The sequence below is a fragment of the Novosphingobium sp. genome, from assembly GCF_039595395.1.
Classification (GTDB): Bacteria; Pseudomonadota; Alphaproteobacteria; order Sphingomonadales; family Sphingomonadaceae; genus Novosphingobium.
Genome location: NZ_JBCNLP010000001.1, coordinates 3,418,947 through 3,440,123 on the forward strand (window position 1 = coordinate 3,418,947; position 21,177 = coordinate 3,440,123).

Genomic DNA, 21,177 nt, shown 5'->3' on the forward strand with positions numbered 1-21,177 from the left:
CCAATCGAACCTTACTTACGCAGGCCCAGCTTGGCGATGAGAGCATTGTAACGCTCCACATCCTTCTTCTTCAGGTAGGCGAGCAGGGTGCGACGCTTGTTCACCATCATGAGCAGGCCACGACGCGAATGGTTATCCTTGTGGTGGGCCTTGAAGTGCTCGGTCAGGGTCTTGATGCGGCTGGTCAGGATGGCGACCTGCACCTCGGGCGAACCGGTGTCGTTCGCGGCGCGGGCGTTGTCCTGAATGATTTCCTGCTTCAGTTCGGGCGAAACCGACATTTTCTCTACTCCGCGACATCGGGAAGGTTGAACCCCCGCACGACTTTCATCGCACCCCCTTCAAGCTCCACCAGCGCCACCGGCACAGGGCCGTGATACGCACAGAAAAGCCCGTCGGGATGGGGCTGTCCAATCAGAACGCGACCCTGGCGGATCGCCCCTGCCTCTGTGGACGTGAGGGAGAGGGCCGGGATGTCGACCAGCCCCGCCTCCAGCGGCAGAAGTACCTGTTCAAGCGGCGCCCCTTGGCCGATTTTGTTCAATCTGTCCAGCGAAATCGCCTGTTTCAGGGTGAAGGGCCCGGCGCTCTCGCGCCTCAGCATGGTGACATGGCCCCGCGATCCCAGCGCCAGAGCGATGTCGCGCGCCAGGCTGCGGATGTAGGTGCCCTTGGAGACATTGGCACGCAAGGTGACGCTCCCCTCGCCCCCATCGACCAGATCGAGGCTATGGATGGTGACCTTGCGCGAGGCCAATTCCACCTCAACACCCTTGCGCGCCAGATCATAGGCGCGGGCGCCATCGACCTTGAGCGCGCTGTAGATCGGCGGCACCTGCTCGATGGGGCCGGTGAAGAGCGGCAACACCTGCGCCACCTCGGCAGCTTCGGGGATTTTCTCGCTGGTGGCGATCACCTCGCCCTCCAGATCCAGCGTGGAGGTTTCCGCGCCGAATTTGACGGTGAAGCTGTAGACCTTGCTGGCATCGAGCATCCGCCCGGTGAGCTTGGTGGCCTCGCCCAGAGCGATGGGCAGCAGGCCGCTGGCCAGCGGATCGAGCGTGCCGCCATGGCCCACCTTGATCCCGCCCTTCAGCTTCATGTTGAAGCCCGCCTGCCGCAGATTGCGCTTCACCGCGCTGACGGCCTGCGTGCTGCCGAGCTCCAGCGGCTTGTCGAGGATGATCCAGCCATTGACCATGACCTAGAACCTCCCCGTCCAGTGCGCGACCTGCATCACATGGCCATAGAGCCATTCGAACGGCGGCCCGACAAAGCGTCCGATGGGGTCGAAACCGGGCACCACCTGAGGCAGCAACACCAGCAGAACCAGCACCAACCCGAAGCCAAGGCGACGAAACCGCCCATAAAGCTGGGCGGCAGGCACAGGCAGCAACCCCTCGACGATATGCGAGCCATCGAAAGGCGGGATCGGCAGCAGGTTGAAGATCGCCAGAAACAGGTTGATCTGGATAAAGGTGGCCAGCAGCTCGACCACGCTCACCAACCAGCGCGTGTCCGGCCCCAGGGGCATCGCCCCGATCGGCCCCAGCACCAGCGCCGCGATCAGAGCCATCACGATGTTCGACGCCGGCCCCGCCGCCGCGACCAGCATCATGCCGACACGTGGATTGCGCATGCGCCATTGGTTGACCGGCACCGGCTTGGCCCAACCGAACACCGGCAGATGCGCCAAAGCCAGCAGCCCCGGCAGGACCACCGTCCCCACCGGATCGACATGGCGCAGCGGATTGAGTGTCAGCCGTTTCGCATCCCGCGCTGTCGGGTCACCCAAAGCGCGCGCCGCCCAGCCATGGGCCACCTCGTGAAAGACGATGGCAAAGATCAGCGGCAGCGCCAGCATCACGATCTGATGGATCAGAGCGCCACTCATGCCCGCGCCTCGCTGAAATGCTTGCGGCACAGGGCCACATAACGGTCATTGCCGCCGATTTCGGTCTGCGCGCCGTCGATCACCGCCCTGCCCGTCTCGTCGACACGCAGATTCATGATCGCCTTGCGCCCGCAATGGCAGACGGCCTTCAGCTCGATCAGCGAATCAGCAATGCCCAGCAGCACCGCCGAGCCGGGGAACAGCCCACCCCGGAAATCGGTGCGCAGGCCATAGCACAGCACCGGCACATTGGCCTCATCGGCCAGACGCGCCAACTGCCAGACCTGAGCTGCGGTGAGGAACTGCGCCTCATCCACCAGCACACAGGCCACCGGCCCCGCGCCATGCAGCGGCGCGATGGCAGCATACATATCGGTCTCGGGCGTAAAACGATGCGCCTGGGCATGCAGGCCGATCCGGCTCTCGATCGCATGCTCGCCGCCCCGGTCATCGACAGCAGCCGTCCACAACATGGTGGTCATGCCGCGCTCGCGGTAGTTGAAATCGGCCTGAAGCAGCGTGGTCGATTTTCCCGCATTCATGCTGGCGTAGTAGAAATAGAGCTTGGCCATCAGTCGGCCCCGCCCTCCTCACCGTCTTCCTCCCCGCCCGCCACATCGCGACGCACGCGCGGATCGGCCAGCAGCGCCTCGATGCGGCTGGCCTCGTCAAAGCTTTCGTCGGCCAGAAACTTGATGCGCGCGGCATATTTCAGCTTCAGCTTGCCCGCCACGGCCTTCTGGAAAAAGGCCGTGTTGGTGCGCAAGGCTTTCAGCACGATCTCTTCCTCTTCGCCCAGCAGCGGCTTCACGAAAACGGCGGCGTGGCGCAGATCGGGGCTCATGCGCACTTCGGTCACCGAAACGGTGCGCGCGGTCAGCACATCGTCATGCACCTCCTGGCGCGCCAGCAGATCGGAAATGACATGGCGCACCTGTTCGCCCACCTTGAGCAGGCGAACGGAGCGGGCTTCGGGGGTGGTGGGTGTGATCTTGGCCATGGTGTCCATATGGGGATCGCCGGTCACCGCGCAAAGAGTGAGCGGCTAGAAATGCGATAAAGCTGAATTGTTCCCGCCTTGCGCCGGGAACAACACTATTTGCAATGCTTTCTTGAATCTGAGCCTGTCGTTCAGATAAGTCTCACGGGGGGCGCGGCATAGCCGCATCACCCGAACCGGATACCGAAAGGATTGAATCCATGCGCAAGACCATCAGCGCCATCGTGCTGGCCGCTCTGTTGACGCCCGCCATGGCCATGGCCCAGCCCGGCCGTGACCGCCACGACGATCATCGCGGCCCCGACCGTGGCGACCACCGTGGCCCCGGCGGCCCCGGCGGCTTTGGCCCGAATCGCGGTGGCCCCGGCGGCCCGCCCAACGGCTGGCACCAGTTCCGCAAGGGCGATCGTTTCGACCGTGGTCGCGCCTGGAACTATGGCGAGATCGACTACCGCCGCTACAACGGCCGCCTGCGCCCTCCCCCGCGCGGCTATCGCTGGGTGCGCAACGGCAATGACGCCCTGCTCATCGGCATCACCAGCGGCGTGATCGCCAGCGTGATCGCGGGCAACTTCTAAGGGAGAGACATGCCGGGCGGGCCACCGATTTCGCCCGGCATCTCCTGAAAGCAAAAGGGCGGCCTTTGCGGGCCGCCCTTTTCGTTTGTGCGGTTTTGTTTGAAAATCCGGCGAGAGAGCCGGATTTTACGGCACCAGCCCGCTCCCCCGCCCGGATACCCTACGGCGGTATCCTCTGGGTGGCCGGGCGGGGGAGCGGGCTGGTGCCGCTCTGGGCAATGCGCGAGAGCGCATTGCCCAGACAAGGCTTAGAGCGTGCGCTCGCGCATCTCGACCTCGAAGGTTTCCAGGATATCGCCCGACTTCACGTCGTTGGTACCTTCCAGCACCACGCCGCATTCCAGACCCACGCGCACTTCGGCGACATCGTCCTTGAAGCGGCGCAGCGAGGCCACGACCGTCTTCGACACGATGACGTCGTTGCGCGTCAGGCGGGTATGCAGACCCTTGCGGATGTAGCCCTCGACCACCAGCAGACCGGCGGCCTTGTTGTGCTTGCCCGCGGGGAACACATCCTTGACCTCGGCGCGGCCGACAACGGTTTCGATGCGCTCCGGACCCCAGACGCCCGCCATCTCCTTCGAGATGTCGTCGGTCAGGTGATAGATCACGTCGAAATACTTCATCCGCACCTTGAAGCGGTCGACGATCTCGCGCGCCTTGGCATTCGGACGGACGTTGAAGCCGATGATCGGCGCATTCGAGGCCGCCGCCAGATTGACGTCGCTCTCGGTGATGGCGCCCACGCCGCTCGCCAGCACGCGCAGCTTGATCTCGTCGTTCGACAGACGGGTCAGCGCGTTGACGATGGCTTCGACCGAACCCTGCACGTCGGCCTTCACCACGACAGGATATTCGATGACCGCTTCCTTGGCCTTGAGCGCGGAGAACATGTTCTCCAGGCTGGCGGGCGCGGTGGTGGTGCGCTTGGCGGTGGCCTGCTCCTGACGGAAGGCGGCAACCTCACGCGCGCGGGCTTCGCTGTCCACGACGGTCAGCGTGTCACCGGCCATGGGCACGCCGCCCAGACCCAGCACCTCGACCGGCAGAGCGGGCGGAGCGGCCTTCAACTGGCGGCCCTTGTCGTCGAGCATGGCGCGAACGCGGCCCGACTGGGTGCCCACCACCAGAATGTCACCGACCTTCAGAGTACCGCGCGTGATCAGCACGGTGGCCAGCGGGCCCTTGCCCTTGTCGAGCTTGGCCTCGATCACGGTGGCTTCACCGGCACGATCGGGGTTGGCGCGCAGTTCGAGCAGTTCGGCCTGAAGCAGGATCTTCTCGATCAGCTCGGGCAGGCCCGCGCCGGTCTTGGAGGAGACTTCCACATCCTGCACGTCACCCGACATCTCCTCGACCACGACCTCGTGTTCGAGCAGACGCTCACGGATGCGCTGCGGATTGGCCTCGGGCTTGTCGCTCTTGGTGATCGCCACGATCATCGGCACGCCCGCCGCGCGGGTGTGGCGGATCGCCTCGATGGTCTGCGGCATGATGCCGTCGTCGGCGGCCACCACCAGCACCACGATGTCGGTGACGTTCGCACCGCGCATACGCATGTCGGTGAAAGCCTCGTGGCCCGGCGTGTCGAGGAAGGTGATCAGATCACCGCTCTTCGTCTTGATCTGATAGGCGCCGATATGCTGCGTGATGCCGCCGGCCTCGCCGCGCACCACATCGGTGCCGCGCAGCGCGTCAAGCAGGCTGGTCTTGCCGTGGTCGACATGGCCCATGATGGTGACGACCGGGGCACGCGGCTTGAGCGTTTCCTCGGCATCCACGTCGGCGGCCACGTCGATGTCAACGTCGTTCTCGGACACGCGCTGGATGTTGTGGCCGAATTCCTCGACCAGCAGCTCGGCGGTGTCCTGATCGATGGTGTGGTTCAGCGTGACCATCACGCCCATCTTGAACAGCGCCTTGACCAGATCGGCGGCCTTTTCGGCCATACGGTTGGCCAGTTCCTGCACGGTGATCGCCTCGGGCACCACCACGTCGCGGACCTGCTTCTCGCGCGGCTGGCTCTGGCCCGAGAAGTGAGCGCGGCGCTCCTTCTCGCGCGCACGCTTGAGCGCGGCGAGGCTGCGGGCGCGGGCGCCCTCATCCTCGTTCAGAGCGCGGGTCACGGTCAGCTTGCCGCCGCGACGCTCGTCGGCACCCTTGCGATCACGCGCGGGGGTGGCGGGCTTCTTGGCGGGCGTGGCCTCGGGGCGGCGCACCGGAGCCGAAACCACCGGCGTGAAGCGACGCGGCGCGGGCGCGGCGGCCGAAGCCTCCGCGCGGGCGGGCGGAGCGGCGGCAGGCGCTTCCTGCGCCGGAGCCGGCTTGACCTCCACCGGAGCGGGGGCGGCAGCGACGGGCTCGGCGGCCTTCACCGGCTCGGGAGCGGCAACGGGCTCGGGCTTGGCGGCCTCGGCGGCGCGGGCCGCTTCGGCAGCGGCCCTGGCGCGCTGCTCTTCTTCCATGGCGCGCTGGCGCTCTTCCTGCTCGCGGCGGCTCTGGGCCTCCATCATCTGCATGCGGGCTTCCTCAGCCTCACGCAGCAGACGGGCCTGCATTTCCTGGCGGGTCTCATTGCTGGGAATGGGACGCGGAGCCGGACGGGCGGGCGCGGGCGCCGGGCGCTGGGCCTGAGGCGCGGGCGCAGCCGGACGCGGCGCGGCAGGCGCCGGAGCGGGCGCGGCGGCGGCAGGCGCGGGGGCCGGAGCAGCAGCAGCGGGTGCCGGGGCGGCAGGCGCGGCCTCAACATGCTGAGTGCCGCCATCGGGGCGGCCGCCCAGCACCTTGCGGCGCTTCACCTCGACCACCACCTTGTTGGTGCGGCCATGGCTGAAGGTCTGCTTGACTTCGCCCGCTTCCACCGAGTGCTTCAGCCCCAGCGGCTTGCGGCCCAGTGTCGGTTTGTTGTCGGTGTCGCTCATAATCGTCAAACAGCCCTTCAGTCTTGTATCGTCGTGGTCATGGCCGAACGCTGGGTTTCACCCGGCGCATGACCTTCTTCTTCGTGACCAACAGCCCCGGACGGTCCCGGTTCGTCAATCTGGCCGGTGTCACCCGACCCGGCATCCGGATCATCCGGATCGCCGTCGCCGGGCGAACCCGGCTTGTTGCCGTCGGGGTTACCCGGCGGGCCGACATCGTCTGGTCGGCTCAGGAAATGGAGTAGTCGCGCAAGCGGTACGTCCAGCCGTTTGGCTGCGGACGACTCCGTCAACGCCAGATGGACGACATTTTCGCGGCCCAATGCCACAGACAGGGCCGCCCGGTCCAGAGGTAAGGTGACGCCGGTCAAACCGCTGCCCTCCGCCTCGCGGCCCACGCGCCAGGCCTGGTCCAGCTTGCGGCTGCCATCGGGCGCGGCATCGGCGGCATGGGCGAGCCATGTCACCATGCCGCCACGCGCATGTTCGGCGATCCTGTCAGACCCGGTGAGCAGCTTGCCGCTGCGCATCTCCAGCCCCAGACGGTCGGTGACGGCGCGGATCAGCGCGGTCTCGATCATCGCAGGCAGGTCCTCGGGGATCGACAAAGCCGCGCCCTTGAAGGCCCGCGCCAGCGCGCCTTTCAGCTTGCCCTTGGCGATGGCGGTTTCAAGCTCGCCGCGCGTGACGCCGATCCACGCCCCCCGCCCCGGCGCACGCGCCAGAACATCGGGAAGGACCAGACCATCGGGCGAAATCGCCAGACGGATCAGCCCATCGCGTGCATCATGCTCACCCGAGAGGATGCAACGGCGTTCGGGGCCTGTCGCCCCGTCAGCCTCTTTGCGCTGCGTGTCGCGAAGCGTCTGGCGCTTCCCAGATTTGGCATCGCGGCCGGGCGTCTTGTCGCGCCCGGTCTGCGTTGCGTCATCCTTGTCGCTCAGGCGATCATTGCGAGGTGTCCGCATCGGCGGCCTCCTCGCTTGCGGGGCCTTCGCCAGCCGGTTCGTCGTCGAACCAGTGGGCGCGGGCAGCCATGATGATCTCGTTGCCCTGCTCTTCGTTCAGGCCATATTCGCCCAGAACGCCACCGGCATTGCTTTCGGCCTTCTCGCCACGGTCGCGGCGGTCGTTGCGCTCGGGACGGTCGCCATCCTTGTTGCGGCGGCGCTGTTCGACGCCGCGCTTCTTGGCGATCAGCTCGTCGGTGGCGAGATCCGCCAGATCGTCGAGCGTCTTGATCCCCGCCTTGCCCAGCGTGACCAGCATGGCCTCGGTCAGATGCGGCAGCTCGGCCAGAGCATCCTCGACGCCCAGTTCGCGGCGCAACTCGCGGGCAGCTTCCTCGCGGCGCTCCAGCGCTTCGTTCGCACGGTTCTGGAGTTCCTCGGCCAACTCCTCGTCGAAGCCCTCGATCGTGGCCAGTTCGGCCAGCTCGATGTAGGCGACCTCTTCCAGCTCGCTGAAGCCTTCGGCCACCAGCAACTGCGAGAGCGTCTCGTCGACGTCGAGCTCTTCCTCGAACATCTTGGACTTCTCGGCGAATTCCTTCTGGCGCTTCTCGCTCGCCTCGGCCTCGGTCATGATGTCGATCTGGCGACCGGTGAGCTGGCTGGCCAGACGCACGTTCTGACCGCGACGGCCAATGGCCAGCGACAGCTGATCGTCGGGCACCACCACCTCGATGCGGCCTTCTTCCTCATCGATCACCACGCGGCTGACGGTGGCGGGCTGGAGGGCGTTGACCACGAAAGTCGCGGTGTCCTCGCTCCAGGGGATGATGTCGATCTTTTCGCCCTGCAGCTCCTGCACGACGGCCTGCACGCGGCTGCCCTTCATGCCGACGCAGGCGCCGACCGGATCGATGCTGCTGTCGCGGCTGATCACGCCGATCTTGGCGCGCGAACCCGGATCGCGGGCAGCGGCCTTGATCTCGATGATGGCATCGTAGATTTCGGGCACTTCCTGCGCGAAGAGCTTCTTCATGAACTCGGGATGGGCGCGCGAGAGAAAGATCTGCGGGCCACGGTTCTGGCGCTCGACCTTGGAGATCAGCGCGCGGACACGCTCACCGACGCGGACGGCTTCGCGCGGGATCTGCTGGTCGCGGCGGATCACACCCTCGGCGCGGCCGAGGTTGACGATCACATGGCCGAACTCGACCGACTTGATCACGCCCGTCACGACTTCGCCGGCGCGGTCCTTGAACTCGGCATACTGGCGGTCACGCTCGGCGTCGCGCACCTTCTGGAAGATGACCTGCTTGGCGCTCTGCGCGTCGATGCGGCCAAGGTCCACCGGGGGCAGCGGATCGACGATGAAGTCGCCGACAGCGGCGCCCTTCTGCAGCTTTTCGGCCTGCTTGAGGTCGACCTGCTTGAAGTAATCCTCGACCACCTCGACCACCTCGACGACGCGCCACAGACGCAGATCGCCGGTGCGCGGATCGAGCTTGGCGCGAATGTCATTCTCGGCGCCATAGCGGTTGCGGGCGGACTTCTGGATGGCTTCTTCCATCGCCTCGATGACGATCGACTTGTCGATCATCTTCTCGGTGGCGACGGCGGTGGCAATCGCAAGCAGTTCGGCGCGGTTGGCGGAAATCGCACTGGCCATGGCTTAGTCTTCCTGTGCTTCGTTATCAGCGTCTTCGGCGTCGTCGATGTCGTCGGCGTCGCCCATGTCGATCGGCTTGGTGGCCGCCAGCAGCTTGTCGGTGAAGACCAGCTTGGCAAAGTCTACATCCGCGAAGGGGAAGGTCACCTTGCCCGACTTCTTCTCGTCGAGCGTGATCACCTCGCCCTCCAGCGCTACCAGTTCGCCCTGGATGCTCTTGCGGTTGCCATCGACGGGGACGAGCAGCGTGATGCGCGCCTCATGCCCCACCCAATTGGCGTAATCCTTCAAACGCGTCAGCGGCCGGTCGATGCCGGGCGAGGAAACCTCGAGGCGATAGGCCTCATGGATCAGCGTCTCGCCCGCTTCTTCCAGTGCATCGATCCGGTCGGAGATGCGGTGCGACAGCGTGACGCAATCGTCCATGATGAGCTGCCCGGTCTCGGGGCGTTCGGCCATGATCTGGAGCGTATGCTCCTCATCACCGACCTCGCTCTTGCCGAACAGACGCACGCGGACGAGATCGAATCCCAGAGCCTTGACCTCGGGTTCGATAATCTCGGTGATGCGTGCGATATCGGCCATGGATGCTCCGGTTGCTCCAGCAAGAGATGGTTTGAACGCCCCACATGGCAACAGCTTTGCTCGCCGGCCCCTTTCGGCGCCAGCCCGGCAAAGCGTCACGATGTCGGGATTGATTGGCCATATACGCGCGGTTGCAGCAATTGGCAAGAGGGTGGCGGGGTCAGTTTTGTGATGCAGCGCGGCGAATAAGGACGCGGCGGTAGAAAAACCACCACCAGAAGCCGGTGGGGGCGCCGAAGAGAGCGCCGATCTGCAAAGCAGCAGGAAGCTCCCCGCGCCAGCATGTTCTGCCCACCGGACACATGCCGATCATGTCGAGCATGGGGAATGCCATGATCGCTCCAGCCAAAGCGCCAATCAGGGGTGCTGCCAGCGCCAGCCAAGAGCGCGCATACCAATGCCCCAGCGCGCGACTCAGCGGCCAACCAAACAGACCCAACCCCAGCGCCGCCCACGGTATGGCAAAGAGCGTCTGGCTCTCGATCTCGCGACCATCACCCTGCACAACACCCACAATCACGCCGCCAGTCAGGCAACCCAGCGCAATCGCAGCGACAGCCGCACACCACGAAGGCTCAAGCTGCCGCGGCGTGCGTTCAGGATAGTTCACTTACCCCGCAGCCCCCAGCACCTGCTCCCACACGCCACGCACCGCCTTGGCCGCCGGGCTTTTCGGCGCGAAGGTGCTGAGAGGCGCGCGCTCCAGCCCCATCTTCTCCACCACGCTGGCGTGAGGGATCGCGGGCCAACCGCCATGTTCGTCCACCATCTCGCGGTGCAGCGCCTTGCGGCGATCCACCATGGAGAGGATGGGCAGCATCGGCGGGGCCTTCTTGCCACGCGCCTCGGTCAGGCGTTCGCGCACCTGCTCAAGGGTGCGCAGCGCCAGCGGGGCGGGCAGCACCGGCACCACCAGCACATCGGCGGCGCGGAAAATCTGCTCCGACAGCGTCCCCAGCCCCGGCGGGCAATCGAGCACCACCCAGTCATAATCATCGGCCACACGCGACAGCAATTTGTGCAACCGCTTGGGGCCCACCTCGGCCAGTTCGGCATCCAGATGCCTCAGCGAGAGATCCGCCGCGATCAGATCCAGCCCGACATGGGCCGTCTGCTCGACCACATCGGCGGGATCGACATCGCGGGAGAAGATTTTCATCGCCTTCCCGCCGCTGACCTGCCCCAGCAGGAAGGAGGCGGCCCCCTGAGCATCGACATCCCACAGCAGGGCCTTGCCGGTCCGGGCCGCCTCGAAGGCCAGATTGACGGCCAGCGAGGATTTCCCCACGCCACCCTTCATGCTGTAGACCGCAATCACCTTGCCCATCGACGTCTCCTGTATGTCACCCGCAGGGGTGCCCGCGCATCACGCGAAAGGCAACCCCCGGCGCCGCAGGCAACAAAGCGGCCTCCCAAGCACCCAAAAGCGACGCGGCGATGACAAACAGGTCAAGACATTAAAAGGGGGTGCAGGGGGTGATGACCCCCTGCTTATTCCTTTCCCCTTACAACAACCCGTGCTTCTTCATCGAATGCCGCAGCTGATCGTAAGTAAGGCCCAAAGCCTTCGCGGTCTGCCGCTGGTTGAAACGGTTGCCCGCCAGAGCGCCCTCGATGATGCACTTCTCATGCGCATCGACCGCCGCGCGCAGATCGCTCACGGCGATCGCCTCGGGCAAGGCGGGCAGCGTTGGGGCAGCGCCCTCATCCCCACCTTCGGGCTCGGCGGCGCGCAGGGACTGGGTGGGCTTCCACGGGCTCTCGAAGGGATCGAAGGTGATGTCCGCGACCGGCTCGGCCTGATTGTCCCAGCGGTAGACGGCGCGCTCGACCACATTGCGCAGTTCGCGGACATTGCCGGGCCAGCCATAGCGCTCCATGGCGCGCAGCACGCCAGTGGCGAAACCGGGCCAGCGCTCCCAGCCGAGTTCCGAGGCCATGCGGCGGGCGAAATGCTCGGCCAGCACGGGCACGTCTCCGGCGCGGGCGCGCAGGGGCGGCAGGGTGATAACCTCGAACGCCAGCCGATCCAGCAAGTCCGCGCGGAACTTGCCCGCCGCGGCCATGCGCCGGCAGATCCTCGTTGGTGGCGGCCACGATGCGCACATCCACCCGCAGCGGGCGGGATGAACCGATACGCGTCACCTCACCATATTCCACCGCGCGCAACAGACGCTCCTGAGCGCCCATCGACAGCGTGCCCAACTCATCGAGGAACAAAGTCCCCCGGTCAGCTTCCTCGAAACGCCCGGCACGATGGCGCGGGTGCGCGCCGGTGAAGGCGCCCGCCTCATGGCCGAACAATTCCGCCTCGATCAGCGTCTCGGGCATGGCCGCGCAATTCAGCGTGATCAGCGGCTCGTCCCAGCGCGCGGAGAGGCGGTGAAGGCGCTCGGCGATCAGCTCCTTGCCGGTGCCGCGCTCGCCGATCACCAGCACCGGGCGGCGCAGAGGCGCGGCGCGACTGGCCCGCTCCATGGCGTCCAGAAAGGCGCCGGATTGGCCGATGAATTGTGCGTCGCGATTGCCCAGACTTGCCATGGCGAAAGATTGGCACATTTTCCCAAGCCTTGGCAAGAATTCCCACAGCCCGCACAACACCTCATTGCAGGAAATGGCGGATTTTCGCGCTTTTTCGCATTTTGGCACGCGCCTTGCTTTAACCTTGTCATCCAACAGGACACAGACATGAACCACTTCAGCCCTCTCGACCCGGAAGCGCCCCTGAACGGCGCGGGTGCCCAGCCGGACATGCCCCTGCCCGCCTCGGCCCCGCTCGTTGCTGCCGGTTTCGAGTCCGGACCGAAGCGCGCCTCCACCCCCGGTCGCTCACCTCAGCCGGCGGATTTCCAGCGCGCTTCGGTCCACCCCAATCAGGCGCCGCGACCGGCACGCCGGTTTCGGCTTGACAGCGAGGTCGAAAAGTTGCGCCTCCTGTCGCAAAATTCTTCTCTGAACGGAGCTAGCCCCGTGAGCATCTTTTCCCGCACCCGCGACATCATCGCCGCCAACTTCTCCGACCTGCTCGACAAGGCGGAAGACCCCTCGAAGATGATCCGCATGATCATCGTCGAAATGGAGGAAACGCTGGTGGAGGTGCGCGCCAGCGCCGCCCGCACCATCGCCGACCAGAAGGAAATGCGCCGCCACGGCATGAAGCTGGAGCGTCTACAGGCCGATTGGGCGGAAAAGGCCCAGCTCGCCCTCTCCAAGGACCGCGAGGATCTGGCCCGCGCCGCTCTGGTGGAAAAGCGCAAGGCCGGCGACATGGCCGACCAGCTCAACCACGAGATTTCGGTGCTGGACGACAGCCTGCGCGCCTATGAGGCCGACATCGAAAAGCTGCAGACCCGCCTGCGCGAGGCCCGCAGCCGTCAGACCGCCATTGCCGCCCGCCTCGAAAGCGCCGAAAACCGCGTCAAGCTGCGCACGCTGCTCGCCAGCGAGCGGGTGGACGAGGCCATGGCCCGCTTCGATGCGCTGGAACGCCGCGTCGATTACGCCGAAGGGCGCGCCGATGCGCTGAGCCTTGCGGACGGATCGAACAAGCAGACGCTGGCCGACGAGATCGCCGCCCTCGCCCAGGGCGACAAGGTGGATGAGGAGCTGGAAGCCATGAAGCGCGCGCTCAACACCGGCAAGGAGGGCTGAGGCGATGGAGGATGTCGTCGTCCCCGTCGTCGCCCTTGGCTCGATCTTCGTCGGTCTGCCCTGGGTGGTGCTGCATTACATCACCAAGTGGAAGACCGCCGCCACCCTCACCAATGGCGACGAGGCCCTGCTGGAGGAACTCTACCAGCTCGCCCGCCGCCTGAGCGACCGGATGGAAACCGTGGAACGTCTGGTCGCCAGCGACCACCCCGATTTCCAGCCCGGCACGCCGCTGGCCAACCATCCGATTGATCGCTCGCTCGATCAGCATTCCGCCCACAACGCCCTCAACGAAGTTTCAGAAGGCATCGACCGCCTTCGCGGCCAATTCGAAAGGAACCGCCGGTGAACTCGCTCCGCACAAAGTTCTACAAGGACAAGGCCAACGGCAAGTTCATGGGCGTGTGCGCCGGGATTGCCGACTACACCGGGATCGATATCCTCTGGGCGCGCATCGGCATGCTGACGCTGATGTGGCTCTCGGGCGGGGTGGTCTTCATGGCCTATCTGGCGCTCGGCATCCTGGCCGAGAACAAGCCGAGCGGCATGTATGCCGACCGGCAGGAAGAAAAATTCTGGCAGGGCGTGCGCCAGTCGCCCAGCCGCACCGCCCGCGAGGTCCGCGCCGACTTCCGTGACATCGACCGCCGTCTGGCCGCCGTGGAGGCCTATTACGTCTCCTCCAACCCGCGCCTGTCGGACGAAATCGAAAAGCTGCGCTAAGCCAGCGCCAAAACATCAAACGGGGGAATTTCATCATGTCGGACGTGGCTCTTCTGATCCCGCTCGCCGCCCTGGCCATCCCGATCAGCGCGATCTGGACCAACCACAAGCGCAAGATCGCCGAAATCCAGATCACCGCCGCCACCACCCTTTCGGCTGAAAAGGCTGCGCAATACGCCCAGCACACCGCCGAACTCGAAGCGCGGGTGCGCGTGCTGGAGCGGATCGTGACCGACGGCGGCTATGATCTCGCCACCCAGATCGAGGCCCTGCGGCATGAGGAACACCCCCTGCCGCCCCCGCCCCGCACCGACCACTAACCCACCTTCTCTCCACGGAGCCTTCCCATGAACTGGGCCGAAGCCATCGTCGTCATCGTCGTTGTCACCGCGGTCGCCCGCGTGGTCCACGCCAGCCTCCTGTCCCGCGGCGGACGGCACAACGTCACCTTCGATCACAAGGGTAACCCCGTGTCCGTCACCCCCGCCGCCCCGCAGGCCGACCCGGCCCTGCGCCGCGAGGTCGAGGAACTGCGCGAGCGCGTCCGCGTGCTGGAACGCATCATCACCGACGAACGCAAGAGCCGCGATCTCTCCGACGAGATCGAGCGCCTGCGCTGAGCCTTTCCCACGTCACTCTCAAGGAACATCGTCATGTTTCACGAGTTCACACACGCCGTCGCGCCCTTCATGTGGGCCGGTATGGGCATCCTCTGGGTCATAATGCACCACCGCCAGAAAATGGCCCGCATCGCCGCCGAGCGCGGTTATGACCCCCGTCTGCGCGGCCACCATATCGCCGAAATGGAGGCCATGGCCGCCTCCCACGCCCGCGAGCAGGGCTGCGACCATGCCCGCGAAGTGGCCGAACTGAAGGAGCGCATCCGCGTCCTGGAACGCATCGCCACCGACGAGGCCCGCCAGACCCCCGCCCGCCAGCTTGCCGCGCAGATCGACGCGCTCAAGGACTGACCTCCCTTCCGCAACCGGGAACATTCGCCATGGAACCGCTTGTTATCGCCCCCACCCTGATGGCCGCGCATGCCGTGCCGACCATCGCCCTTTCCGCCCTGCTCGCGCTGGCGATGCTGACCGCCGCCGCGCTGAAAGGCTGGCAGGGCTGGCTCTCACTCAAATCGCGCGAGCTGGACCTGCGCGCCGGACCGACCCGGCACGACAGCTTTGAGCCCGACGTCGGCCCCGCCACCGCCGCGCGCATCGAACTGGCCGATCTGAAGGAACGCATCCGCAAACTGGAGGCCATCGCTTCGGGCGTCGATCTCTAAGGATGGATTTGGCGCGCAAGGCAGGCTATCGGCGCCGGCATGACCGACTTGCGCACTCTCGCTGACATCCATGAGGAATATGACTTCCTCGACGCCGACGAACGCTATCGCCTGCTGATCGACCTCGGCCGCAGCCTGCCCCCCATGCCCGAGGCGCTGAAAACCGACGCGACGCTGGTGCGGGGCTGCTCGGCCAGCGTCTGGGTCTACCCCGTACCCGGAGACGCCGGAACGCTGACCTTCCTGGCCGACTCCAACGCTGCCATCACCAAGGGCATCATCGCGCTGGTGCTGGCAACGGTGCAAGGTCGTCCGGCTGCCGAAGTGGCGGATATGGATATCGCCGGGGCGCTGGAGCCTTTTGATTTGCGCAACCAGCTCTCCAGCAACCGGACACAGGGCGTGCCGAACATGATCTCGCTGATCAAGCAGCATGCCGGGCGGATTTCAGGGAATTAAAGAGTGAAATGCGAGGGTGTTACACCCTCGCGCTCCCATTAATGTCTACGTGGCGCTTCGGGTTCGGCCTTGAGCAAGGTCGCTGCGCCGCAGGCTTTAAAAGCGCCAGCGCAACTCTTCGCACAGATCATTGACTGCCTGCGGCGCTATGCCTAGCGCAGTTGGCTAGTCTGGGCGCACCAATGCGGCACCCCTGCCCTGTCGTCGGAAGACGTCATGGGAGCGCGAGGGGATAATCCCCTCGCATCTTCCTTCTTAAACCCCTTCAGCTTCCCGAATAACCGCAACCCCGGCCTTCCTCTGCTCGGCCAGCTCGCGCTTCAACACGACCGGATCGCGGGCGATCACAAAACCGAAGGACACCCCGCCCTCCTTGCCAATCGTTGCGTGATGCAGCTTGTGTGCCTGCACCAGACGCTTGGCGTATCCTCCGCGCGGCACGTAGCGGAACCAGCGCTGGTGGACCAAACCGTCGTGGATCAGCGTGTAGACCACGCCGTAAGCCAGCACGCCCAGCCCGATCCATGTGCCGGGCCACCACGCCTGAACACCCATCACCAGAGGGCTGCCCACACTGAAAGCCCCAATGCTGATCGCGGCACCGAACACCGCATAGAAGTCGTTGCGCTCAAGGAAGCCGTCGTGCGGTTCATGGTGATCGCGATGCCAGGCCCAGCCGAAGCCATGCATGATGTATTTGTGCGCGCTCCAGGCGATTGCCTCCATCGCCAGGAAGCTGGCGATCACGATCATGGTGGCAAGAAAGGCGCTCTGGCTCATCGAAAAGACCATAGGCCGCAAGAGTGTTGCAGCAAAGCCCCACTTTGCCATTTTGCCGCAAAGTCCATGAAACCAAATCCCTTTTCGGGAGTCTAGACAGGCATACCCATCCTGACGGTTCTGCTCCCCCGCAGGCCACCGATTCAGGCTCGTGGGGCGGTGTCCGGGCCTTTGCGCCCGGACACCGACATGTCGGACCGGCACCCCGCCCAGGGCCGATTGCGCCACCGATTGGGGCGGGCGCCGGTTCCGCATGGTTCACAGCCGTGCTATGATGCGCAAACCTTGCATTCGCACGCGCGGATGCCTAGGTGGCGAACCATTATGACGAAACAACCGCGCACGCTGTACGAAAAGATCTGGGACGCCCATGTGGTGGAAACCCGCGATGATGGCACCAGCCTGATCTATATCGACCGCCACCTCGTGCATGAGGTGACGAGTCCGCAGGCTTTTGAGGCGCTTCGCGTCTCTGGCCGCAAGGTGCGTCGTCCCGACCTTACGCTGGCGGTGCCCGATCACAACCTGCCCACCACGGCGCGACTCGATGCGGCGGGCCATCGCCTGCCCATCGCGGACGTGGAAAGCGCCCAGCAGCTCGCCGCGCTGGAGCGCAATGCGCCGGAATTCGGCGTGCGCCTGATCGGCGCCACCGATGCCGAACAGGGCATCGTCCATGTCGTCGGTCCCGAGCAGGGTTTTTCGCTGCCCGGCGCCACCATCGTCTGCGGTGACAGCCATACGGCCTGCCACGGCGGTCTGGGCGCGCTGGCCTTCGGCATCGGCACCAGCGAGGTCGAGCATGTGCTGGCCACGCAGACCCTGCTGCTCAAGCGCTCCAAGACGATGGAGGTGCGCGTTGACGGCACGCTGGCACCCGGCGTCACCGCCAAGGATGTCGTGCTGCACATCTGCGGCACTTTGGGCGCCAGCGGCGGCACGGGCTATGTGATCGAATACACCGGCTCGGTGATCCGCGACCTGTCGATCGAGGGCCGCCTGACGGTCAGCAACATGGCCATCGAGCATGGCGCCCGCGCCGGCCTGATCGCGCCGGACGAGAAGACCATCGCTTACGTCAAGGGCCGCCCCTATGCGCCCAAGGGCGAGGCATGGGACAAGGCCGTCGACTGGTGGCACGATCTCCACTCGGACGCCGGCGCGCTCTTTGACAAGACCATCGTCATCGATGCCGCCGATATCGCGCCGACCGTCACCTGGGGCACCAGCCCGGAAGACACGATCTCGATCGGCGGCAGCGTCCCCGCGCCGGAGGATTTCGCCGATCCCTCCAAGCAGGAAGCCGCGCGCAAGTCGCTCGACTATATGGGCCTGACGCCCGGCCAGCGCATGGTCGATATCGAGATCCAGAACGTCTTCATCGGCAGCTGCACCAACAGCCGCATCGAGGATCTGCGCGCCGCCGCCGCCATCCTGAAAGGCCGCCGCAAGGCCGAGGGCGTGAAATGGGCCATCGTCGTCCCCGGCTCGGGCCTTGTGAAGGCGCAGGCCGAAGAGGAAGGTCTCGACAAGATCTTCATCGACGCAGGGCTGGAATGGCGTGAGCCCGGCTGCTCGGCCTGCCTGGGCATGAACCCGGACAAGGTGCCTGCGGGCGAACGCTGCGCCTCGACCAGCAACCGCAACTTCATGGGCCGTCAGGGTCCGGGGGCGCGCACCCATCTGGTCAGCCCGGCCATGGCCGCCGCCGCCGCCGTCACCGGTCACCTGACCGATGTGCGCGATCTGACCGAGGCCTGAGAGATGAGCGGCGGCTCCCGACCGGGCCGCCGCTTTCCACCGCTTAGACCTTCCGCCCACTTGCCCCTGCGGCGAAAAGGGCCTTCGATCTCCACCTGCCGATCACAGCGTCCATGTTACGTAAAGGTAGGCGGCATCACAAAGGGGTGACCCAACCACCCCGATTTACCTGCCCACGCGCAGGAGAGCACAGGAGGACCGATGACCAAGCAAGACGAAACCGCCAGCGAACGCGCAAGCTGGGCAGGAGCCGCAGCCCTCGCCGGAGCCGCCCTCGGTTCGGCAGCGCTGGCCGCTGTCCTGCTCTACTCCTCGCGCGGCAAGGGCAAGGCCCCCGCCACCCCCATCCACCCCGAAGACGCCCCCGAAACGGACTGAGGCGCCAGAGAAAGCAAACCCATGACGCCGATTTCGCAGGTGACCGGACGGGCCATCCCTTTCGGACTGAAGAATGTGGACACCGACATCATCATCCCCGCCGCCTTCCTCAAGACCATCACACGGTCGGGGCTGGGCAAGGGCGCCTTCCAGGCGATCCGCGCCGAGCCGGGCAACATCTTCGACAACCCCACCTATGCCGGCTCGCCCACGCTGATCGCGGGCGACAACTTCGGCTGCGGCTCCTCGCGTGAGCATGCCGCATGGGCGCTGCTCGATCTGGGGATCACCTGCGTCATCGCGCCAAGCTTTTCGGATATCTTTTCGGGCAATGCCTTCAAGAACGGCATCCTGACCGTGGTTCTGCCGCAGGAAGCCATCGACCGCCTGATGGAAGTGGCCAAGACCGACGAGATCACCGTCGATCTGGAAACCCAGACGGTGACCACGCCCTTCCAGGACCGCTTCTCCTTCGAGATCGACCCCTTCCGCAAGCATTGCCTGCTGAACGGGCTGGATGAGGTCGGCCTTACGCTGGCGCGCGATGCGGCCATCGGCGGGTATGAGGCCAAGGCCAAGGGCGCCCTGCCGTTTCTGGCAGTCGTTCAGCATTAAGAAGGGTGAATGCGAGGGTGTTACACCCTCGCGCTCCCTTTAGTTGTCAGCCTTGGCGCTTCGGGTTCGGCTTTGGATTAGGTCGCCGCGCCGCAGGCTTTAACGAGAAGAAAGGCGCCGGGGCTTCCTGCCTGCGGCGCCTTTTTGTTACGCAGGCCGAGAGCCTAGGCGCACCGATCGGGCGCCCCTGCCCTGGCGTCGGAAGACGTTATGGGAGCGCGAGGGGCCGGAGCATGTCTCTTGAGACATGCGACCATCGAAGACTCCCCCTCGCATTTTCTTTCCTTCCCCCTGCTCAATCTTCCTTGCGCCCGAACAAAGACGCCCCCATGCACCCGGCCGCATAGCGGGATTGCATCGCGTCTGATAGAACCCTATCTGCCGGACAGCATCACCGCCATTACTGCGAAGGATTCGCAACGCATGAACAGCTTTGCCGACCGTGAGCGCGCTCAGGGTGCTCAAGAGGCGGAAATGGCCTTTCGCATCCATGCGAGGCGCAACCGGCTGCTCGGCCAGTGGGCGGCTGTCCGCATGGGCCTCTCGCCCGAGGAGGCCGACACCTACGCCCGCAGCGTCGTCCATGCCGACTTCGAGGAAGCCGACGACGAGGACGTTGTGCGCAAGCTGCTGGGCGACCTGCTGCGCGCGGGCGTCGAGGCCGAGGACACCGAAGTCCGCAACGCTATGCATGAGAAAGAGGCCGAGGCCCGCCGCTCGCTGATGGGCCCCGCCTGAACTTTTCAAGGAACACAGAACAATGCCGATGCTGGCCCAGGATATCGAAACGCTGATCCGCGCCGCCCTGCCCGACGCTCAGGTGACCATCACCGATCTGGCGGGCGACGGCGACCACTACGCCGCCGAGGTGATCTCGGCCGCCTTTGCGGGCAAGCCGCGCGTCATCCAGCACAAGATGGTGATGGAGTCGCTGGGCGGCCGCATGGGCGGGGAACTTCACGCCTTGCAGATCAAGACCGGCGTCCCCACCTGATCCCTCACTGACAATTTACCCCCAATTTCGAAAGCGAAGCCGCCATGTCCGACACCAACGCCCGCATCGCCGATATCGTCAACGGCAATGACATCGTCCTGTTCATGAAGGGCACGCCGCTCTTCCCGCAGTGCGGCTTCTCCAGCCGCGCGATCGCGATCCTCGACCGCATCGGCGCGCCCTATCACACCGTCGACGTGCTGCAGGACCCCGAAATCCGCGCCGGGATCAAGGACTACTCGGAATGGCCGACCATCCCCCAGCTCTACGTCAAGGGCGAGTTCCTGGGCGGCAGCGACATCATGATGGAAATGTACGAAGCCGGCGAACTGCAGACGCTGGTCGAGGAAAAGGGCCTCGTCGCCAAGGCCTGATCGCTTTGGGATGAAGGTTGAGAAAAGCCTCCCGGTTGGTGCCGGGGGGCTTTTTTGTTTGGGTTTCAAGGAAAAGAGAATGCGAGGGTGTTACACCCTCGCGCTCCCATTTTTTGTCAGCCTTGGCGCTTCAGGTCGCGCAGGTGGAGAGCCTGGGCACAACGATGCGGCACCTCTGCCCGTTCATCGGAAGACGTCATGGGAGCGCGAGGGGGTAACCCCCTCGCATCTTCCTTCAAACCTTTTCAAACCCTCAAAACAGACCGGCCCCGAAAAGCCAAAGCTCTTCGGGGCCGCCCTATACGGGTTCGGGATCGGGAACGACCGGCGGGGCCCTGAGGAGACCGGGTAAGGCCCCGCCTGACGGAGTGCGACATCGAAGGGGGTAAGGACTTTGCCGGGAGACTGATCGGCATTGTCCGCTTCGATACCGCTTGGGTGACATTAACAAAGCATACACCGTGCCAATTTCGAAATAGCCCTGTTTTCCGGCACTTCGCGGAAAAACTCTGCCGGCAAGATTTGTAAAGCCTGTTAAAAATCCCGACACACCTTACCGGAAA

The 21,177-nt window shown here is 65.2% G+C and carries 27 protein-coding genes and 1 pseudogene; 15 read left to right on the plus strand and 13 right to left on the minus strand.

Annotated elements, in window-relative coordinates; translation table 11 throughout:
* Positions 1–11: 11 nt before the first annotated feature.
* Genes rpsO through rbfA form a run of 5 tightly spaced genes read right to left on the minus strand, consistent with a single transcriptional unit; the run spans position 12 to position 2,894 of the window.
* On the minus strand, positions 12–281 hold the full coding sequence (gene rpsO / locus ABDW49_RS15645) for a 30S ribosomal protein S15 (RefSeq protein ID WP_068093232.1): 270 nt from the start codon (positions 279–281) through the stop codon (positions 12–14).
* A 5-nt stretch (positions 282–286) separates the two neighbouring features.
* Positions 287–1,201 carry a tRNA pseudouridine(55) synthase TruB gene (gene truB, locus ABDW49_RS15650; protein WP_343612935.1) on the minus strand — a complete coding sequence of 305 codons (915 nt, stop codon included), beginning with the start codon at positions 1,199–1,201 and terminating at the stop codon, positions 287–289.
* A 3-nt stretch (positions 1,202–1,204) separates the two neighbouring features.
* Positions 1,205–1,894 carry a site-2 protease family protein gene (locus ABDW49_RS15655; protein ID WP_343612936.1) on the minus strand — a complete coding sequence of 230 codons (690 nt, stop codon included), beginning with the start codon at positions 1,892–1,894 and terminating at the stop codon, positions 1,205–1,207.
* Positions 1,891–2,466 (minus strand): thymidine kinase, encoded by a 576-nt coding sequence (locus ABDW49_RS15660; protein ID WP_343612937.1) that lies wholly within the window; start codon positions 2,464–2,466, stop codon positions 1,891–1,893. The genes ABDW49_RS15655 and ABDW49_RS15660 overlap by 4 nt, the downstream gene beginning before the upstream one ends.
* On the minus strand, positions 2,466–2,894 hold the full coding sequence (rbfA, locus tag ABDW49_RS15665; RefSeq protein ID WP_343612938.1) for a 30S ribosome-binding factor RbfA: 429 nt from the start codon (positions 2,892–2,894) through the stop codon (positions 2,466–2,468). The genes ABDW49_RS15660 and rbfA overlap by 1 nt, the downstream gene beginning before the upstream one ends.
* Before the next feature lie 200 nt (positions 2,895–3,094).
* Between rbfA and ABDW49_RS15670 the strand changes: the two genes are divergently transcribed.
* Positions 3,095–3,472 (plus strand): RcnB family protein, encoded by a 378-nt coding sequence (locus ABDW49_RS15670; protein ID WP_343612939.1) that lies wholly within the window; start codon positions 3,095–3,097, stop codon positions 3,470–3,472.
* A gap of 248 nt (positions 3,473–3,720) precedes the next feature.
* Here ABDW49_RS15670 and infB read toward each other — a convergent pair whose 3' ends face one another.
* The 7 genes and pseudogenes from infB to pspF all read right to left on the minus strand — a co-directional run bounded on the left by infB (position 3,721) and on the right by pspF (position 12,135).
* The gene (infB, locus tag ABDW49_RS15675) at positions 3,721–6,393 is read right to left on the minus strand and encodes a translation initiation factor IF-2 (protein ID WP_343612940.1); all 2,673 of its coding nucleotides are present in this window, start codon (positions 6,391–6,393) and stop codon (positions 3,721–3,723) included.
* A gap of 17 nt (positions 6,394–6,410) precedes the next feature.
* Positions 6,411–7,361 (minus strand): DUF448 domain-containing protein, encoded by a 951-nt coding sequence (locus tag ABDW49_RS15680; RefSeq protein WP_343612941.1) that lies wholly within the window; start codon positions 7,359–7,361, stop codon positions 6,411–6,413.
* Positions 7,342–9,009: a transcription termination factor NusA gene (gene nusA, locus ABDW49_RS15685; RefSeq protein ID WP_343612942.1), complete on the minus strand. Its 1,668-nt coding sequence runs from the start codon at positions 9,007–9,009 to the stop codon at positions 7,342–7,344. The genes ABDW49_RS15680 and nusA overlap by 20 nt, the downstream gene beginning before the upstream one ends.
* 3 nt (positions 9,010–9,012) lie before the next feature.
* On the minus strand, positions 9,013–9,594 hold the full coding sequence (gene rimP / locus ABDW49_RS15690; protein WP_343612944.1) for a ribosome maturation protein RimP: 582 nt from the start codon (positions 9,592–9,594) through the stop codon (positions 9,013–9,015).
* Between the two features lie 160 nt (positions 9,595–9,754).
* Positions 9,755–10,204: a hypothetical protein gene (locus ABDW49_RS15695; RefSeq protein ID WP_343612945.1), complete on the minus strand. Its 450-nt coding sequence runs from the start codon at positions 10,202–10,204 to the stop codon at positions 9,755–9,757.
* The gene (locus ABDW49_RS15700) at positions 10,205–10,921 is read right to left on the minus strand and encodes an AAA family ATPase (RefSeq protein WP_343612947.1); all 717 of its coding nucleotides are present in this window, start codon (positions 10,919–10,921) and stop codon (positions 10,205–10,207) included.
* Between the two features lie 178 nt (positions 10,922–11,099).
* A pseudogene (pspF, locus tag ABDW49_RS15705) lies at positions 11,100–12,135 on the minus strand (phage shock protein operon transcriptional activator).
* A gap of 384 nt (positions 12,136–12,519) precedes the next feature.
* Between pspF and pspA the strand changes: the two are divergent.
* The 8 genes from pspA to ABDW49_RS15745 are packed head-to-tail and all read left to right on the plus strand — an operon-like array spanning position 12,520 to position 15,712.
* Complete coding sequence (gene pspA, locus ABDW49_RS15710) at positions 12,520–13,245, plus strand: phage shock protein PspA (RefSeq protein WP_343614322.1); 726 nt, start codon at positions 12,520–12,522, stop codon at positions 13,243–13,245.
* Between the two features lie 4 nt (positions 13,246–13,249).
* Complete coding sequence (pspB, locus tag ABDW49_RS15715) at positions 13,250–13,594, plus strand: envelope stress response membrane protein PspB (protein WP_343612949.1); 345 nt, start codon at positions 13,250–13,252, stop codon at positions 13,592–13,594.
* Positions 13,591–13,968, plus strand: a complete 378-nt coding sequence (gene pspC, locus ABDW49_RS15720; protein ID WP_343612951.1) for an envelope stress response membrane protein PspC — start codon at positions 13,591–13,593, stop codon at positions 13,966–13,968. The genes pspB and pspC overlap by 4 nt, the downstream gene beginning before the upstream one ends.
* A gap of 35 nt (positions 13,969–14,003) precedes the next feature.
* Entirely contained in the window at positions 14,004–14,288 is a 285-nt protein-coding gene (locus ABDW49_RS15725; RefSeq protein WP_343612952.1) for a hypothetical protein, read from the plus strand.
* Between the two features lie 27 nt (positions 14,289–14,315).
* Positions 14,316–14,588: a hypothetical protein gene (locus tag ABDW49_RS15730; RefSeq protein WP_343612953.1), complete on the plus strand. Its 273-nt coding sequence runs from the start codon at positions 14,316–14,318 to the stop codon at positions 14,586–14,588.
* A gap of 33 nt (positions 14,589–14,621) precedes the next feature.
* Positions 14,622–14,939, plus strand: a complete 318-nt coding sequence (locus tag ABDW49_RS15735; protein ID WP_343612955.1) for a hypothetical protein — start codon at positions 14,622–14,624, stop codon at positions 14,937–14,939.
* A 29-nt stretch (positions 14,940–14,968) separates the two neighbouring features.
* Positions 14,969–15,253, plus strand: a complete 285-nt coding sequence (locus tag ABDW49_RS15740; RefSeq protein WP_343612957.1) for a hypothetical protein — start codon at positions 14,969–14,971, stop codon at positions 15,251–15,253.
* Between the two features lie 48 nt (positions 15,254–15,301).
* Entirely contained in the window at positions 15,302–15,712 is a 411-nt protein-coding gene (locus tag ABDW49_RS15745; RefSeq protein ID WP_343614323.1) for a SufE family protein, read from the plus strand.
* A 255-nt stretch (positions 15,713–15,967) separates the two neighbouring features.
* On the opposite strand, the gene ABDW49_RS15750 is transcribed toward ABDW49_RS15745, so the two are convergent.
* Positions 15,968–16,492 (minus strand): sterol desaturase family protein, encoded by a 525-nt coding sequence (locus ABDW49_RS15750; RefSeq protein ID WP_343612958.1) that lies wholly within the window; start codon positions 16,490–16,492, stop codon positions 15,968–15,970.
* A gap of 324 nt (positions 16,493–16,816) precedes the next feature.
* Between ABDW49_RS15750 and leuC the strand changes: the two genes are divergently transcribed.
* The 6 genes from leuC to grxD all read left to right on the plus strand — a co-directional run bounded on the left by leuC (position 16,817) and on the right by grxD (position 20,614).
* On the plus strand, positions 16,817–18,253 hold the full coding sequence (leuC, locus tag ABDW49_RS15755; RefSeq protein WP_343612959.1) for a 3-isopropylmalate dehydratase large subunit: 1,437 nt from the start codon (positions 16,817–16,819) through the stop codon (positions 18,251–18,253).
* 201 nt (positions 18,254–18,454) lie between these two features.
* Complete coding sequence (locus ABDW49_RS15760; RefSeq protein ID WP_343612961.1) at positions 18,455–18,631, plus strand: hypothetical protein; 177 nt, start codon at positions 18,455–18,457, stop codon at positions 18,629–18,631.
* Between the two features lie 21 nt (positions 18,632–18,652).
* Positions 18,653–19,246, plus strand: a complete 594-nt coding sequence (leuD, locus tag ABDW49_RS15765; RefSeq protein WP_343612962.1) for a 3-isopropylmalate dehydratase small subunit — start codon at positions 18,653–18,655, stop codon at positions 19,244–19,246.
* Positions 19,247–19,669: 423 nt separating this feature from the next.
* Positions 19,670–19,984 carry a DUF1476 domain-containing protein gene (locus ABDW49_RS15770; protein WP_206241283.1) on the plus strand — a complete coding sequence of 105 codons (315 nt, stop codon included), beginning with the start codon at positions 19,670–19,672 and terminating at the stop codon, positions 19,982–19,984.
* 22 nt (positions 19,985–20,006) lie between these two features.
* Complete coding sequence (locus ABDW49_RS15775) at positions 20,007–20,240, plus strand: BolA/IbaG family iron-sulfur metabolism protein (protein WP_068088374.1); 234 nt, start codon at positions 20,007–20,009, stop codon at positions 20,238–20,240.
* Between the two features lie 44 nt (positions 20,241–20,284).
* On the plus strand, positions 20,285–20,614 hold the full coding sequence (gene grxD / locus ABDW49_RS15780) for a Grx4 family monothiol glutaredoxin (RefSeq protein WP_343612965.1): 330 nt from the start codon (positions 20,285–20,287) through the stop codon (positions 20,612–20,614).
* Positions 20,615–21,177: the final 563 nt, after the last annotated feature.

What these genes read in the sequence shown, in the direction of transcription:
- ABDW49_RS15760 (WP_343612961.1), top strand. Translation starts at nt 18,455, where the DNA reads ATGACCAAGCAAGACGAAACCGCCAGCGAACGCGCAAGCTGGGCAGGA.
- rimP (WP_343612944.1), bottom strand. Translation starts at nt 9,594, where the DNA reads ATGGCCGATATCGCACGCATCACCGAGATTATCGAACCCGAGGTCAAG.
- rbfA (WP_343612938.1), bottom strand. Translation starts at nt 2,894, where the DNA reads ATGGCCAAGATCACACCCACCACCCCCGAAGCCCGCTCCGTTCGCCTG.
- truB (WP_343612935.1), bottom strand. Translation starts at nt 1,201, where the DNA reads ATGGTCAATGGCTGGATCATCCTCGACAAGCCGCTGGAGCTCGGCAGC.
- ABDW49_RS15725 (WP_343612952.1), top strand. Translation starts at nt 14,004, where the DNA reads ATGTCGGACGTGGCTCTTCTGATCCCGCTCGCCGCCCTGGCCATCCCG.
- ABDW49_RS15700 (WP_343612947.1), bottom strand. Translation starts at nt 10,921, where the DNA reads ATGGGCAAGGTGATTGCGGTCTACAGCATGAAGGGTGGCGTGGGGAAA.
- grxD (WP_343612965.1), top strand. Translation starts at nt 20,285, where the DNA reads ATGTCCGACACCAACGCCCGCATCGCCGATATCGTCAACGGCAATGAC.
- ABDW49_RS15670 (WP_343612939.1), top strand. Translation starts at nt 3,095, where the DNA reads ATGCGCAAGACCATCAGCGCCATCGTGCTGGCCGCTCTGTTGACGCCC.
- ABDW49_RS15770 (WP_206241283.1), top strand. Translation starts at nt 19,670, where the DNA reads ATGAACAGCTTTGCCGACCGTGAGCGCGCTCAGGGTGCTCAAGAGGCG.
- pspB (WP_343612949.1), top strand. Translation starts at nt 13,250, where the DNA reads ATGGAGGATGTCGTCGTCCCCGTCGTCGCCCTTGGCTCGATCTTCGTC.
- ABDW49_RS15660 (WP_343612937.1), bottom strand. Translation starts at nt 2,466, where the DNA reads ATGGCCAAGCTCTATTTCTACTACGCCAGCATGAATGCGGGAAAATCG.
- rpsO (WP_068093232.1), bottom strand. Translation starts at nt 281, where the DNA reads ATGTCGGTTTCGCCCGAACTGAAGCAGGAAATCATTCAGGACAACGCC.
- ABDW49_RS15730 (WP_343612953.1), top strand. Translation starts at nt 14,316, where the DNA reads ATGAACTGGGCCGAAGCCATCGTCGTCATCGTCGTTGTCACCGCGGTC.
- leuD (WP_343612962.1), top strand. Translation starts at nt 18,653, where the DNA reads ATGACGCCGATTTCGCAGGTGACCGGACGGGCCATCCCTTTCGGACTG.
- ABDW49_RS15775 (WP_068088374.1), top strand. Translation starts at nt 20,007, where the DNA reads ATGCCGATGCTGGCCCAGGATATCGAAACGCTGATCCGCGCCGCCCTG.
- ABDW49_RS15735 (WP_343612955.1), top strand. Translation starts at nt 14,622, where the DNA reads ATGTTTCACGAGTTCACACACGCCGTCGCGCCCTTCATGTGGGCCGGT.
- nusA (WP_343612942.1), bottom strand. Translation starts at nt 9,009, where the DNA reads ATGGCCAGTGCGATTTCCGCCAACCGCGCCGAACTGCTTGCGATTGCC.
- ABDW49_RS15750 (WP_343612958.1), bottom strand. Translation starts at nt 16,492, where the DNA reads ATGAGCCAGAGCGCCTTTCTTGCCACCATGATCGTGATCGCCAGCTTC.
- ABDW49_RS15655 (WP_343612936.1), bottom strand. Translation starts at nt 1,894, where the DNA reads ATGAGTGGCGCTCTGATCCATCAGATCGTGATGCTGGCGCTGCCGCTG.
- ABDW49_RS15680 (WP_343612941.1), bottom strand. Translation starts at nt 7,361, where the DNA reads ATGCGGACACCTCGCAATGATCGCCTGAGCGACAAGGATGACGCAACG.
- leuC (WP_343612959.1), top strand. Translation starts at nt 16,817, where the DNA reads ATGACGAAACAACCGCGCACGCTGTACGAAAAGATCTGGGACGCCCAT.
- infB (WP_343612940.1), bottom strand. Translation starts at nt 6,393, where the DNA reads ATGAGCGACACCGACAACAAACCGACACTGGGCCGCAAGCCGCTGGGG.
- ABDW49_RS15740 (WP_343612957.1), top strand. Translation starts at nt 14,969, where the DNA reads ATGGAACCGCTTGTTATCGCCCCCACCCTGATGGCCGCGCATGCCGTG.